Source organism: Parahaliea maris (assembly GCF_008064665.1).
In the GTDB taxonomy this organism is placed as follows: Bacteria; Pseudomonadota; Gammaproteobacteria; order Pseudomonadales; family Halieaceae; genus Parahaliea; species Parahaliea maris.
Genome location: NZ_VRZA01000002.1, coordinates 754,275 through 768,522 on the forward strand (window position 1 = coordinate 754,275; position 14,248 = coordinate 768,522).

Annotated in this window: 11 protein-coding genes; 9 read left to right on the forward strand and 2 right to left on the reverse strand. The window is 62.2% G+C overall.

Translation table 11 applies throughout. The features are described 5' to 3' along the window. The first annotated feature begins 48 nt into the window (after positions 1 to 48). Positions 49 to 1,023, forward strand: coding sequence for an HTH-type transcriptional regulator CysB (gene cysB / locus FV139_RS07710; RefSeq protein ID WP_148067732.1), 975 nt, complete (start codon positions 49 to 51; stop codon positions 1,021 to 1,023). 355 nt (positions 1,024 to 1,378) lie between these two features. Next, a complete protein-coding gene (thrH, locus tag FV139_RS07715; RefSeq protein WP_148067734.1) occupies positions 1,379 to 1,996 on the forward strand; it encodes a bifunctional phosphoserine phosphatase/homoserine phosphotransferase ThrH in 618 nt (205 codons plus the stop codon). A gap of 6 nt (positions 1,997 to 2,002) precedes the next feature. On the opposite strand, the gene pabB is transcribed toward thrH, so the two are convergent. Then, positions 2,003 to 3,400, reverse strand: coding sequence for an aminodeoxychorismate synthase component I (gene pabB, locus FV139_RS07720; protein WP_213004051.1), 1,398 nt, complete (start codon positions 3,398 to 3,400; stop codon positions 2,003 to 2,005). 326 nt (positions 3,401 to 3,726) lie between these two features. Between pabB and FV139_RS07725 the strand changes: the two genes are divergently transcribed. The 7 genes from FV139_RS07725 to bcp all read left to right on the forward strand — a co-directional run bounded on the left by FV139_RS07725 (position 3,727) and on the right by bcp (position 13,441). After that, entirely contained in the window at positions 3,727 to 5,460 is a 1,734-nt protein-coding gene (locus tag FV139_RS07725) for an acyl-CoA carboxylase subunit beta (protein WP_148067736.1), read from the forward strand. A 49-nt stretch (positions 5,461 to 5,509) separates the two neighbouring features. After that, complete coding sequence (locus FV139_RS07730; protein WP_148067738.1) at positions 5,510 to 8,323, forward strand: ATP-binding protein; 2,814 nt, start codon at positions 5,510 to 5,512, stop codon at positions 8,321 to 8,323. A 10-nt stretch (positions 8,324 to 8,333) separates the two neighbouring features. Beyond that, entirely contained in the window at positions 8,334 to 8,744 is a 411-nt protein-coding gene (gene mce / locus FV139_RS07735; RefSeq protein WP_148067740.1) for a methylmalonyl-CoA epimerase, read from the forward strand. A gap of 113 nt (positions 8,745 to 8,857) precedes the next feature. Beyond that, positions 8,858 to 11,014 (forward strand): methylmalonyl-CoA mutase, encoded by a 2,157-nt coding sequence (scpA, locus tag FV139_RS07740; protein WP_148067742.1) that lies wholly within the window; start codon positions 8,858 to 8,860, stop codon positions 11,012 to 11,014. A 542-nt stretch (positions 11,015 to 11,556) separates the two neighbouring features. After that, positions 11,557 to 12,522 (forward strand): methylmalonyl Co-A mutase-associated GTPase MeaB, encoded by a 966-nt coding sequence (gene meaB / locus FV139_RS07745; RefSeq protein WP_148067744.1) that lies wholly within the window; start codon positions 11,557 to 11,559, stop codon positions 12,520 to 12,522. A gap of 15 nt (positions 12,523 to 12,537) precedes the next feature. Beyond that, positions 12,538 to 12,861: a Rieske (2Fe-2S) protein gene (locus tag FV139_RS07750; protein WP_148067746.1), complete on the forward strand. Its 324-nt coding sequence runs from the start codon at positions 12,538 to 12,540 to the stop codon at positions 12,859 to 12,861. Positions 12,862 to 12,952: 91 nt separating this feature from the next. Continuing rightward, positions 12,953 to 13,441 (forward strand): thioredoxin-dependent thiol peroxidase, encoded by a 489-nt coding sequence (gene bcp / locus FV139_RS07755; protein ID WP_148067748.1) that lies wholly within the window; start codon positions 12,953 to 12,955, stop codon positions 13,439 to 13,441. A 23-nt stretch (positions 13,442 to 13,464) separates the two neighbouring features. On the opposite strand, the gene FV139_RS07760 is transcribed toward bcp, so the two are convergent. Next, positions 13,465 to 14,151: a pseudouridine synthase gene (locus FV139_RS07760; RefSeq protein WP_148067750.1), complete on the reverse strand. Its 687-nt coding sequence runs from the start codon at positions 14,149 to 14,151 to the stop codon at positions 13,465 to 13,467. Between the last annotated feature and the right edge of the window lie 97 nt (positions 14,152 to 14,248).

Genomic DNA, 14,248 nt, shown 5'->3' on the forward strand with positions numbered 1-14,248 from the left:
ATCTTCGCGAGGGCACAGGCAGGTGTTGCGGGTCTTGGGGAGGCGGTCATGAAGTTGCAGCAGCTTCGTTATATCTGGGAGGTCGCCCACCACGACCTCAACGTCTCGGCGACCGCCCAGAGCCTGTATACCTCCCAGCCCGGCATCAGCAAACAGATACGCCTGCTCGAGGATGAGCTCGGGGTCGAGGTGTTTGCTCGCAGCGGCAAACACCTGACGCATGTCACACCTGCCGGCGAGGCCATTCTCAAAGCGGCCGGGGAAGTGCTGCGCAAGGTAGAGAGCATCAAGCAGGTCGCCCAGGAGTACTCCAACGAGAAGAAGGGCAGCCTGTCGATTGCTACTACCCATACCCAGGCCCGCTACGCCCTGCCGGCGACAATCCGCTCATTTATCGAGCGCTACCCGGAGGTGTCCCTGCACATGCACCAGGGCACCCCGATGCAGATTTCCGAAATGGCCGCCGACGGTACGGTCGACTTCGCCATAGCCACTGAGGCCATGGAATTGTTTTCCGACCTGGTGATGATGCCCTGTTATCGCTGGAACCGCTGTGTGCTGGTGCCCCGGGACCACCCCCTGACCCAGGTGTCGGAGCTGGCGCTGGAGGACGTGGCGGCGCATCCCATTGTGACCTATGTGTTCGGTTTCACCGGCCGCTCGAAACTGGATGAGGCCTTTATGGCCAAGGGCCTGGTGCCCAAGGTGGTATTCACCGCCGCCGACGCCGATGTCATCAAAACCTACGTGCGGCTGGGCCTGGGTATCGGGATTGTCGCCCACATGGCCTTTGACGAGAGCGTGGACACCGATCTCGTTGCGCTGGACGCCAGCAAACTCTTCGCCAGCAGCGTGACCCGCATCGGTTGCCGGCGGGGCACCTTCCTGCGCGGCTACATGTACGATTTCATCGAGGACTTCGCCCCCCACCTGACCCGGGAAGTGGTAACCGAGGCATTTTCCCGACACAGCAAGACCGAACTGGAAGAGCTTTTCTCCCACCTCGACCTGCCCGTGTACTGAACCAGATTCTCCCCAGCGAATGCCGGGCCTTGCGCCGGCGCCTCCCAGCCGCTAGTGTCGTGAGTCATAAATTCGCATGTTTCAGAGCACCCAGGCGGCGTTGGCGCAAGGCGCGTTCCGCCGCCAATATCGTCTATATTGGCAAGGGGCGCAACGCGGTGCCAGCGTCGCCTGGGAGCTCCCTTCGGGCGAACCATGCCGGGCCGGTGGCTGCGTTCCAGTTCTTGGCAAGGGCTACGGCCATTGCCTGCGAACTGCGCCTTGCCACCGGCCCGGCATGGCTCGCTGAAATCGTGCGAATTTATGACTCACGACACTAGATTGACGCGTTTTGTTTGCCTGCCCGGAGTGAAACATGGAACTGGCCTGCCTTGACCTGGAAGGGGTGCTTGTCCCCGAAATCTGGATTGCCTTCGCCGAGAAAACCGGCATCGATGAACTGCGAGCCACCACTCGCGACATTCCCGATTACAACGTCTTGATGCGCCAGCGCCTCGGCCTGCTGGACCAGCACGGGCTGAAAATCGACGACATCCAGCAGGTGATCGCCACCCTGGAACCCCTGCCTGGTGCAGTGGAGTTCGTCGACTGGCTGCGCGAGCGCTTCCAGGTCATCATCCTGTCCGACACCTTCTACGAATTCTCCCAGCCGCTGATGCGCCAGCTGGGTTGGCCCACGCTGTTCTGTCATCGCCTGATTACCGACGACAGCGGCCGGGTGGTGGATTACAAGTTGCGCCAGGAGGATCCCAAGCGGATGTCCGTCAAGGCGCTGCACGGCCTGCAGTACCGCGTGATTGCCGCGGGTGACTCCTACAATGACACCACGATGCTGGCGGAGGCCGACGCCGGGATCCTGTTTCACGCCCCCGATAACGTGATCGCGGAGTTCCCCCAGTTCCCTGCGGTGCACACCTACGACGACCTCAAGCAGGCCTTTATTACTGCCAGCGAGCGCGCCCTCAGTCTTTGATGACGGCTACTGCCCCCGGGCCGGGTCCGGGGGCAGAAAATCCCGTTCCAGGCAGCCGAGGAAGCGACCGATCTTGTCCAGGGTTTCCTGGTACTCGGCGTCGCAGACAGAGTCGGCGACAATGCCGCCACCGCCCCAGCAACGAATCTCACCCTCGGCACAGAGCAGGCTGCGAATGGCGATGTTGCTGTCCATTCTGCCGTCGGCGCTGACGTAGAGCAGCGACCCGCAGTAGGCCTGGCGCGCGGTGTTTTCCAGTTCGGCGATGATCTGCATGGCGCGACGCTTCGGGGCACCGGTAATGGAGCCCCCCGGGAACGCGTCCCGTAACAACTCCATGGCGCTTCGTTGCGGTGACAGTTCTCCGCTGATGGCGCTGACCAGGTGGTGAACGGTGGGGTAGCTCTCCACTTCGAACAGGGCGTCCACGCAGACGCTGCCCGGCACGCAATTCTGGCCGAGGTCATTGCGCAGCAGATCCACGATCATCAGGTTTTCAGCCCGATCCTTGGCACTGTTGCGCAGCTCCCGCGCCAGGTCGGCGTCCTCCGCCGGTGTCTGTCCCCGGGGCCTGGTGCCCTTGATCGGGCGGGTTTCCACGTGCCGACCGCGCAGAGAGAGGAAGCGTTCGGGCGACAGGCTGAGCAGGGCGCCGCCATCAAATTCCAGGTAGCCGGAAAAAGGGGCCCCGGCGATTTGTCGCAGTTGACGGTAGGCGGAGAAGGGATCGCCGGTAAAGGGTGCGGCAAAACACTGTGCCAGATTGACCTGGTAGCAGTCACCCGCAGTGATGTAGTCCTGGATGCATTGGAAAGCCTTGTTGTAGTCCTCCCGGGTCATTACCGTCGCAAAGGGCGCCTCCAGGGTGAACGCACCTGCACTTCTCCTTGCACCCGAGCGAATCCGGGCCAGCAAGTCCTGGCGGGTAGTGGCCGGCACCCAGGGCAGGCTGACCAGTGTGCTGCGCTGTAGAAGATGATCCTGTATCACGCACCAGTCGTAAGCGCGCAGTGCGACCAGCGGGGCGGCGGGGGCCTCGCCGTTCCGCGTTGGCGCGATACCGTGGAGCAGATTCCCCGCGTCGTAACTGATGTAGCCCAGCAAACCGCCGCAGAAGGGCAGGTCTCCGTCGGGGGCGCCGATACCCCGGTAGCGTTCCCGGTGAAACCGGATCAGGTCGTCGAAGCAACTTTTTATGGCGGCCTCGGAGGCGATGTTGGCGGGCATACAGGCCGGGCCGTCTGCCGCCGGGTCAGCCACCAGGATGTCGAAGCGGCCACCCTGGGGGGCGCCGTGGCTGCTGTCCAGGAAGGCCGCCCCGGGCAGCTCGCGCAGACTCGCGAACAACTCGCAGGCGTCCCCATAATAAGGGATTTCATCCAGCTTCAGGGCATGTTCAGGCACTGCTTCAACTCCGCCGCGCTGAGGGTGTGCCCCGGCACAATGTTGTCACTGAATATATTCGTCATGGCTCTGTTTGCGGCATAGGTAAAGCGTATTAACTGACCAGTTTAAGCACTTGAATTGCGTCTAAAATGTCAATTTTCCTGTCATCTCGGGAAATTGACTCACCCATACCGCTGAACTACTGTGTTGCACCAACATAGCGGGTGGGCCTGCATCCTATGCCTGCCTATCGCTACGCGCAAATCCCCCACGTCTCGAGGAGCACACAGGCACTCTCCAAGCGGGTGCCGGAACGGCAGCCTCACAGCCTGAAAAGAAGGATTATGACAGCACACGACGATCAAGCACTTATCGCCTCCCTGGAGAACCCCTTTGCCGAACAGAGCGAGGTAGAGTTCAAGGTTCCCGGACAGATTGCCAGCGAACCCGGTCTGTATGAAACAGCCCTGAAGGCTGGCTGGGAATTGCAGCAGCGCCCCTACCAGGCGGCTGGGGTAAAGAGCATCCAGCGCCAGCACCAGAAAAACCGGATGACCGTCTGGGAGCGTATCGAGTTCCTCGCCGATGAAGCGCCCACCGTGCTTTACCAGAACTGGGGCCCCAACCTCGACGGCGCTTCGCTGGTCACTGCACTGATCAAGGTGGGTGGACGCGATATCGCTATCTACGGTCACGACTTTACCGTGCGCGCCGGTTCCATGGACGCCACCAACGGCAAGAAGCTGGCCCGCCTGTTCGAACTGGCCGCCAAGCGCAAGATTCCGCTGGTGGGCCTCAACGATTCGGCCGGCGCCTACATACCCGCCGGGGTCGGCGGACTTGACGGTTACGCGGACGCGTTTACCGCCCTGCGCAAGATTTCCGGCGTGGTGCCGTCCATCATGTGCATGTTCGGCTTCAACGCCGGCGGCGGTTCCTACCTGCCGCGGCAGGGTAGCTTCCTGATCCAGCCCAACGAGACCTTCTTCGGGCTGACTGGCCCCGGCGTGGTGAAATCGGTACTGGGTGAGGACGTCACCCCCGATGAACTCGGCGGCCCGGGCGTACACAGCCAGAGCGGCGTGACCGACTTTGTCGTGCCTGACGAAGTGGCGGCACTGCGCAAGGTGCGCGCGCTGCTGAACTACCTGCCGAGCAACAACAACTCCCTGGCCCCGCACCAGGCGTCCTCGGACCCGGTAACCCGCAAGACCTGGGATATCGACATCCTGCTGAAGAAAGCCTTCAACTCGCCCACCGGGTTTAATACGCCCATCGATATCAGCATCCTGATACAACAGTTGTGCGACCACGGTGACTTCCTGGAGATCCAGCCCGAGCGGGCGCGCAACACGGTCACCGCCCTCGGCCGCATGGGCGGCAACGTGGTGGGTTTTGTGGCCAACAACTCTTCCGTGGCGTCCGGCCAGATCGATATCGCCGCCGCCTACAAGAACGCCCGCTTTATCCGCTTCTGTAACCTGTACAACATCCCCATCATTTTCCTCGAGGACACCACCGGCTTCCTGCCGGGGCGCGAGCAGGAAGCGGGGGGTATCGTGCAGGCCGGGCGCGCCATGCTGGACGCCATTGTCGATCTGCGTACACCGCGCTTCCTCGTGCTGGTGCGCAATGCTTTCGGTGGCGCCTACGCGTCCTATAACAACTACCCGACCGGAGCCGACTTTGTCGTGGCGTTGCCGACCACCCGGGTTGCCGTAATGGGCCCCGCGGGTGTGGAGTATGTTTACAAGGACGAATTGAAGAAAATCCGGGGCTCCGTGGCCGCCAAGGTGGCAGCGGAAACCGAAGCCCAGATACAGGCCGGACTGTCCGCCGACGACGCTCGCGCCACCGCCGAGCAACTGGTGGGCAACTGGGTGAAATCAGAAGAGCAACTGCTCGCCCAGCGCTATGAGCGCGAACTGATGAACCCCAACGAGGCCCTGAGCCTGGGTTCTATTTCCCAGATCGTCATGCCCTCGGACCTGCGCCAGGTATTGGCAGAGCATATGGATTTCTGCCTGCGCCACTACACGCCGGAACCGCTGACATCCGTCCAGCGCGAATTCCATTAAGAGCAACGGCAGGCCAGCCTCCGCAACGAATTAGAACAGAGGAAACACCGTGTCCAACGAGCACTATCTGAGTAACCCCCTGATTCACCGCGACCGGCGCCTGGGGCGCCGTCACATTGCCTGGGTCAATCAGTTCGACTGTACTCACCTGCGGCCGCTGATCATTTGTCGTGGCCCCATACGCAAGGAGGCGATGGACGTCTTCGGTGAAATGGGCATCACCGACTTCGGCATTCTGTTGTCCGAAAAGGATTCCATCGTTTACCAGAACGCGCTGGCGCCGGAATTGCGCAGCATGCCGAATCCGGATCATATCCACCGCGTGCCCGACTACACCGGGGCCAACAAGGAAGAGCGCGACCAGCGCATCGCCCAGATCATCAGCATCGCCAAGGACAATGGCTACAACGCCATTTTTGCCGGTTACGGGTTCATGGCGGAAGACGAGACCATGGTGGCGGCCATGGAGCGCGCCGGGCTGAACTTCATCGGCCCCTGTTCGCGCACCGTGCACGACGCCGGCCTGAAGGACGAGGCAAAGCGTACTGCACTGAAATCCGGCGTATCCGTTACCCCTGGTATTGATAACGGCACCGCCCTGACCCTGCTGAAAAAATACCCGACCATCGCCGACCTGAAAGCGCTCTGCGCAGAGCAGGGCCTGGCGGTCGAAGAGGGCAAGCTGGACAACCCCGAGATCAGCCTCGAAGACAAAGCCGACCTGGTCCTGGCGGCATCCTACGACAAGGGCATCGACCTCTACACCGTGGACGAACTCAGTGCCACGCTCACCGAGGCCGTGGAGAAGATGGCCGCCGACTACCCGGAAAACCGGGTGCGCCTGAAGGCCATCAGCGGCGGTGGCGGTAAAGGCCAGCGTATCCTCGGCATCGGTGAAGCGGCGCGGACCCCGGAAATGGTGCGCGAGATCCTCAACGAGGTGAAGACCACCGGTGTTGGCGACAACAAGAACGTACTGGTGGAACTGAACATCGAGACCACCCGGCACCAGGAAATCCAGGTGATCGGCAACGGCGAGTGGTGCATGACCATGGGCGGCCGCGATTGCTCCCTGCAGATGCACGAACAGAAGCTGCTGGAAGTCTCGGTCACGGTTGAATCCCTGCAGGCCGCCATCAACCAGGCCCAGAAGAGCGGCAACGAAACCGAGTTGCGTGTGCTGAGCCAGGACCTGGTGACCCTGGAGGCGATGGAAAATGAAGCGGCCCGCTTCGGCGCGGCCGTGGGCCTGGACTCGGTATCGACCTTCGAATGTATTGTCGATCGCGACAAGCACTTCTTCATGGAAATGAACACCCGGATCCAGGTGGAGCACCGGGTCACCGAGCTGTGCTACGCGCTCAAGTTCAGCAACCCGGAGAACCCCGACGAATCTTTCGTGGTGGAGTCGCTGGTGGAGGCCATGGTTTTGCTGGCGGCCCACGGCCCGAAACTGCCGCGCCCGGAACGCATCCTGCGCCACAACGACAGCGTGGAGGCCCGCCTCAATGCCACCAACCAGGCCCTGCAACCCAGCGCCGGAGGGGTGATCGAGGCCTGGTCCGACGCCGTCGAAGGTGAAATCCGCGACGACCAGGGCATCAGCCTGCACAACCCGGACACCGACGTGTTCATGAAGTACACCCTGGCGGGTGCCTATGATTCCAACATCGCCCTGCTGCTGACGGTCGGTGAGACGCGCCTGGACACCTACGAGCGTATGGCGGAAGTGATTCGCCAGACCAACATGCGCGGCAAGGACCTGGCCACCAACCTGGAATTCCACTACGGCCTGGTGAACTGGTTTATCGGCCAGAACATCAACGCCCGCCCGACCACCCGCTTTATCGTGCCGTACCTCACCGCGGTTGGTGAATTGAAAGAGCAGGCTAACGGGGTGGAACTCGACTACGCCTGGCGTGAGGTCTGCCGGGCTGCGGTGGCCAGCCATGACGGCGATGCCGCCAAGGCGCTTGCCCAGACCCTCGAGCGCAAGCAGACCCTGCTATTGAGACCCATCCAGTTGCTGCTGGAAGAGCCCCATGTCCTGTCCGGCTGGCTCAGCATCAACCGCGACTGTTACACCATGATCGACGGCCGGATCAGCTGGAACGAAAACCCGGTGGAACTGCTGGCCGATACCTATCATTACCTGAACATGGATTACGTGGCCGGGGCACCTGCGGCCAGCATGATCTGGGATCACGATAATGACGTCCTGCAACAGGCCGTGGATTTCTACGCCGAACTGAACAACCGGGTAGAGGCCGACGACTGGATTGCGCTGCAAACACTGCTCGAAGAGGGCGACGCGCCCAGTGGCTTCACCGACGCCGCATGGCAGGAAGTGCGGGCCGCCCACAAGGGTTTCCAGGCCGGCGCCGAAATCATGGCCCTGCTGCCGGCCATGGCCGAGGCTACCGGTTACTACGAACTCTCCGTCAATTCCGACCTCACTATCCACATCCCCGAGCGCCTGACCGACAGCGAGCTGCAGGAGAAAATGGCGAAGGTGCTGGTGCCGCCGCCGGTGGCGAAGTCGGATGAGATCCTGGCGGAAAGCGGTGGTATGTTCTACGGTCGCGAAACGCCCCAGCATGAGGTCTACGTGAGCGAGGGCGATCACTTCAATGCCGGCGATCCGCTGTACATTGTCGAGGTGATGAAAATGTTCAACAAGGTCTACGCACCCTTTGCCGGAACCATCGAAAAGGTGCTGGTAGAAGACGACGGTGTGATCATCAGCAAGGGCCAGCCCCTGTTCAAGATTACCCCGGATGAGAAAATCGTGGTGCAGACCCCCGAAGAAATTGCCGCTCGCCGCCGCAAGATTACCAGCGGCTTCCTCGAGCAGATTGTGTGAGGCCCATACTATGATTACCGGATTAGACCATATCGCCGTCGCCGTTCCCGACCTGGAAAAGGCCGTGAAACGCTTCCTCGAAGACTTTGGCCTCACCTATGAGGGGACCGAAGACGTGGAGTCAGCGAAAACCTCCACGGCCTTCTTCCCGCTGCCGCCCACCAGCATCGAACTGGTGCACCCGCTGAACGGGGAAGGACCGATCGCCAAGTACCTGGAGAAAAAGGGCGGTGGCCTGCATCACCTGTGCTTCCGCACCGATGATATCCACGCCGATGTGGCGCGCCTCAAGGAGAAGGGCTACCAGTTCCTGGCCGATGCACCGAGCCCGGGCGCCCACGACTGCCTGGTGATCTTCATCCATCCCAAGAGCTGCGACGGCGTGCTGATCGAGCTGAGTCAGCCCCCCGCCGGGCACTGACAAATCCAGTGGCTAGCCCGGCCCTGCTACGGCGGGGCCAGTAACCGGTACCTGGCAACAAGAATTGCTTGCGCTGACCCCGGTGGCAGCGCCTCTCCCGCGAGGACTCGAACATGAGTGACAAAATCTACGACAAAAGCGCCGCATCCCCCGATGCCTGGCGCGATCTTGCCAGCAAGCAGATGCGCGGCAAGTCCCTGGACGACCTGGTCTGGCAGACCCCGGAAGACATTCCGGTAAAACCGCTCTACACGGCCGCTGACACCGAGCAGCTTCAGTACACCGACACCATGCCCGGCCTCTCGCCCTACATTCGCGGCCCCCAGGCCACCATGTACGCCGGGCGCCCCTGGACCATTCGCCAGTACGCCGGGTTCTCCACCGCGGAGGAATCCAACGCCTTTTACCGCAAGGCCCTCGCCGCCGGCGGCCAGGGCGTGTCGGTGGCCTTCGACCTGGCCACCCACCGCGGCTATGACTCAGATCACCCGCGGGTGACTGGCGACGTGGGCAAGGCCGGTGTGGCCATCGACTCCGTCGAGGACATGAAAATCCTGTTCAACGGTATCCCGCTGGACCAGGTGTCGGTCTCCATGACCATGAACGGCGCCGTACTGCCGGTGCTGGCTGGTTACATCGTTGCTGCAGAAGAGCAGGGCGTCAGCCAGGATCAACTCGCAGGTACCATCCAGAACGACATCCTGAAAGAGTTCATGGTCCGCAACACCTACATCTACCCGCCCGCACCGAGCATGAAGATCATCGGCGACATCATCGCTTACTGCTCCGAGCACATGCCGCGTTTCAATACCATCTCTATTTCCGGTTACCACATCCAGGAAGCCGGGGCCAACGCAGCGCTGGAGCTGGCCTATACCCTGGCCGACGGAAAAGAGTACATCCGTACCGCGCTGGCCGCAGGCCTGGACATCGACCAGTTTGCACCGCGACTGTCCTTCTTCTGGGGCATCGGCATGAACTTCTACATGGAGATCGCCAAGATGCGCGCCGCGCGTCTGCTGTGGGCGAAAATCGTCTCCGAGTTCAATCCGCAGAATCCCAAGAGCTCCATGCTGCGGACCCACAGCCAGACCTCCGGCTGGTCCCTCACCGAGCAGGATCCCTACAACAACGTTGTCCGCACCACCATCGAGGCGATGGCCGCGGTGTTCGGCGGCACCCAGTCCCTGCATACCAATGCCCTGGACGAGGCCATTGCCCTGCCCACGGAATTCTCGGCCCGCATCGCCCGTAACACCCAGCTCATCATCCAGGAAGAGAGCGGCATTACCAAGGTGGTTGACCCCTGGGGCGGTTCCTACATGATGGAATCCCTTACCCAGGACATCGCCGACAAGGCCTGGGAGCTGATCGAGGAAGTGGAGCAGGCCGGCGGTATGGCCAAGGCCATTGAAACCGGCATGCCGAAGCTGCGCATCGAAGAGGCCGCCGCCCGCAAGCAGGCCCGTATCGACCGTGGCGACGATGTCATCGTCGGCGTCAACAAGTACAAGCTGGCCGAGGAAGAAGAGGTCGACGTCCTGCAGATCGACAACGAGGCGGTGCGCAAGTCGCAGCTCGATCGCCTGGCGGCCCTGCGTGGTTCGCGGGATGAAGCCGCTGTCGAAGCTATACTGGAGGATATTTACCAGTGCGCGGTGAATGGCGACGGCAACCTGCTGGCCCTGGCAGTGGAAGCTACCCGCCGCCGCGCCACGGTCGGGGAGATATCCTTCGCCATGGAACGTGAGTTCGGTCGCTTCAATGCCCAGGCCCAGACAGTTTCCGGCGTCTACGGCTCCGCCTTCCAGGATGATGAGAACTGGCAGGGTATCAGCCAGGACATCGATGGCTTCGTGGAAAAACACGGCCGCCGTCCGCGTATGCTGGTGTGCAAGATGGGGCAGGACGGCCACGACCGCGGCGCCAAGGTCATTGCCACGGCCTTCGCCGATGTCGGTTTCGATATCGACCTGTCTCCGATGTTCTCCACTCCGGAGGAGGTCGCCCGCCAGGCCATCGAGAATGATGTGCACGTGGTCGGCGCTTCGTCTCTGGCTGCCGGTCACAAGACGCTGGTACCGCAGCTGGTGGAGGAACTGCGCAAGCAGGGGGCCGATGACATCGTGGTCATCGCCGGTGGGGTGATTCCGCGTCAGGACTACGACCACCTTTACCAGGCTGGGGTGAAGTGCATCTTTGGTCCGGGTACCCCGATTCCCCAGTGTGCGCGTGAGGTGCTGGATGCGGTGAATGAGGTGTCGGGCTGAGATCTTCTCGGTTTCTTTGTTGAGGATTCGAGTGTACTACCCGCGCTCCGCTGCCCGGTAAGGGTTTGCCGCGACCGCCAAAAAGCGTACACCGGAGCGCCGGACCGCCATGTGCAGGCTCGACGGCGGACGTCCTGTCCGCCGACGCCGCTGCAAACCCTTACCGGACATCGAAGCGCTGCTTTCGGTGTTCTTTCCGTGATGTGAAGGGCGTAGTGTGGTGTCAAGGCGGTTGACAGCAAGCAGTCCTTGCGCCGCTTTGCTGAGCCCCTGCTCAAACTTTCAGGGAAGCCACTCCCAAGCAGCGCCGTGTGGGCCGTTATCGCCCTCACCGGGCGTCAGCCGCCAGGACGGCGGCTGTCGAGCCTGCACATGGACGTGCGCTTTTTGGCGGTCCGGTGAGGGTGATAACGGCCTGCGCGGTGCGGGTTTAGAGCACAAAAGCCGTCTGGCGTTCCTTGCTGTGCGGCGGCCATGTGCTAACTGCAGGCATCCTAAAACGGCGACAGAACAACAATGCAAAAAGGTATACTCCCCACCCAATGAGCAATATCGAACTGGACAAACTGCTACAGGGCAATCGTCGGGCCCTCGCCAAGGCCATCACCCTGGTCGAGAGCAAGCTCGACCGGCACCGGGAGCAGGCCCAGGACATCCTCGAGCAGCTGTTGCCCCACAGCGGCAACAGCGTTCGCATTGGCATCACCGGTGTACCCGGCGTCGGTAAATCGACCTTCATCGAAGCCTTTGGCCTCTACCTGATTGCCCAGGGCAAACGCGTCGCCGTGCTGGCCGTGGACCCCAGTTCACCCGTGGCCGGCGGTTCCATACTCGGTGACAAAACCCGCATGGAGGAGCTGTCGCGCCAGGAGAATGCCTTCATCCGCCCCTCGCCCTCAGAGGGCGCGCTGGGTGGCGTGGCGCAGAAGACCCGCGAAACCATGCTGCTCTGCGAGGCGGCGGGTTATGACGTGATCCTGGTGGAAACCGTCGGCGTGGGCCAGTCGGAATACCAGGTGGCCGGTATGGTGGACTTCTTCATGGTGCTGATGCTGCCCGGCGGTGGCGACGAATTGCAGGGCATCAAAAAGGGTATCGTCGAACTGGCCGATGCCCTGGTGATCAACAAGGCCGACGGCGAGAGCGAGGTGCTGGCCGGTAAAACCCGCCAGCACTACAATAACGCCATGAATCTCCTGCGCCACACCAGCTTCTGGACGCCCCGGGTCATGACCTGTTCCGCCCTGCAGAACAACAACATCGACTCGGTGTGGGGCATGATCGTGGATTACTACTTCCAGGCGCTGGAAAACGACGCCTTCGCCACCAAGCGCGCGCGCCAGAACCGCCAGTGGATGCACCAGCTGGTCGATGAAATGCTGCACATTGGCCTGGCCCGTCACCCGCGGGTGAGGGAGATCCTGCCGGCCCTGGAGCGCGACGTCGCTGAGGGCAGGGCCACGGCCTACGGTGCGGCCCGGCGCATCATGGACGCTTTCCAGGGCTGATGGAGGGCCGTGCGGATGCGCTTTTTCCCGCTGGAAAAACTGATCAACCTGCACGATCACTATACCCGCCAGTTCAAGATCGACAATCTCCAGCTATTGCTGATCCAGCGAGGTGGGGAGCGCTATCTCATCGAGGCCCGGTGCCCTCACCGGGACCATCCGCTGGAAGTGGCGACCATTGCCAATGGCATCATCCAGTGCGCCCTGCACCAGTATCAGTTCGCGATAGCCGACGGCCGGCTGTTACATGCCACCGAAGAGCCCTGTCGCGGACTGCGTACTTTTGAGCTGGTCTACGAGGGCAACGAGGTGGGCGTCATGGTCGATGACGGGCGCTAGCCGGGATCATCTGCGCAATCTGTTCGCCTTTCGCCGTCGGGGTCAGTAGACTTTCCTCCGTCACGCTATTTCACCTGCGAGAGGAACGCTCATGGCACCCGCTACTGTACATCCCAAAATCGGCAACATGGCCCCGGCATTCAGCCTGCCTGACCAGGATGGCAACAAGGTCAGTCTGAAAGACTTCAAGGGCAAGCAGCCGGTGGTGCTGTTCTTCTACCCCAAGGCGATGACGCCCGGCTGTACCGTGCAGGCCTGCGGTATCCGCGATATCCGCAAAGAGCTGGACAAGCGGGGCGTGGCTGTCTTCGGTGTCAGCCCGGACCCGGTCGTGCGCCTGCCGAAATTCATTGAGAAGCAGAGCCTGAACTTCCCCCTGCTGTCCGACGAGGATCACGCCGTAGCGGAAAAATACGGTTGCTGGGGCATGAAGAAATTCATGGGCAAGGAGTTCATGGGCCTGATCCGCACCAGTTTCATCATCGGCAAGGACGGGCGCCTGCTCAAGGTGATGGACAAGTTCAAGACCAAGACCCACCACGAAGACCTGCTCGCGGAGCTGGATGCCCTCGGCCTGTAGCGACGTCCTGCTGACGCCGTGATTCAGCGGCGTCGGGATCTCCGCGTTCCCCCCTTGGGTGCTGGCCCCCGGCCATTCCCCTGCCTGCTGTTCGCCGGCCCCTGGCCTGGACCTCCCTGCTTCCGGCGCCGGGCGGAGGAGGGGGCCGGCGGTGCGTCCACCTCGACAACCCGGTGCTCACCGGGCGCGAGCTTTTCCAGCGACCAGTCTCCCACCCGGGTTCGTATCAGGCGCAGGGTGGGATAGCCGACAGCGGCCGTCATGCGCCGTACCTGTCGGTTGCGCCCTTCACGGATGGACAGTTCCAGCCAGCTGTCCGCGACCGATTTGCGCTCCCGGATGGGCGGCTGGCGCGGCCACAGCCACTCCGGGGCAGCGATGCGGCGGGCTTTCGCGGGCAGGGTGGGGCCGTCCCTGAGTTCCAGACCCTGCGCCAGGCGCTGTAACGCCCCGTCGTCAACTGTGCCCTCCACCTGTACCACGTAGGTCTTCCAGCGCTTGTGGCGCGGGTTGGCGATGGTCTGCTGCAGGGCGCCGTTGTCGGTGAGCAGCAACAGGCCCTCTGAATCGTAATCGAGGCGCCCGGCGGCGCGGAAACCGGGGGCGCGGAGAAAATCGGCCAGAGTGGGGCGGGGTGCGCCGCCATCGCCATCGTCGGTGAACTGGCTCAGCACCTGGAAGGGTTTGTTGAACAGGATCAGTTGTGGCATACGCTGTGGCGACAGTGGAAGCGGCTGTACAATCGGGAGAACGGGCGGTAAACCTGCTACAATACGCGCCGCTCAGACAAGGGGCTACAAACCGCAA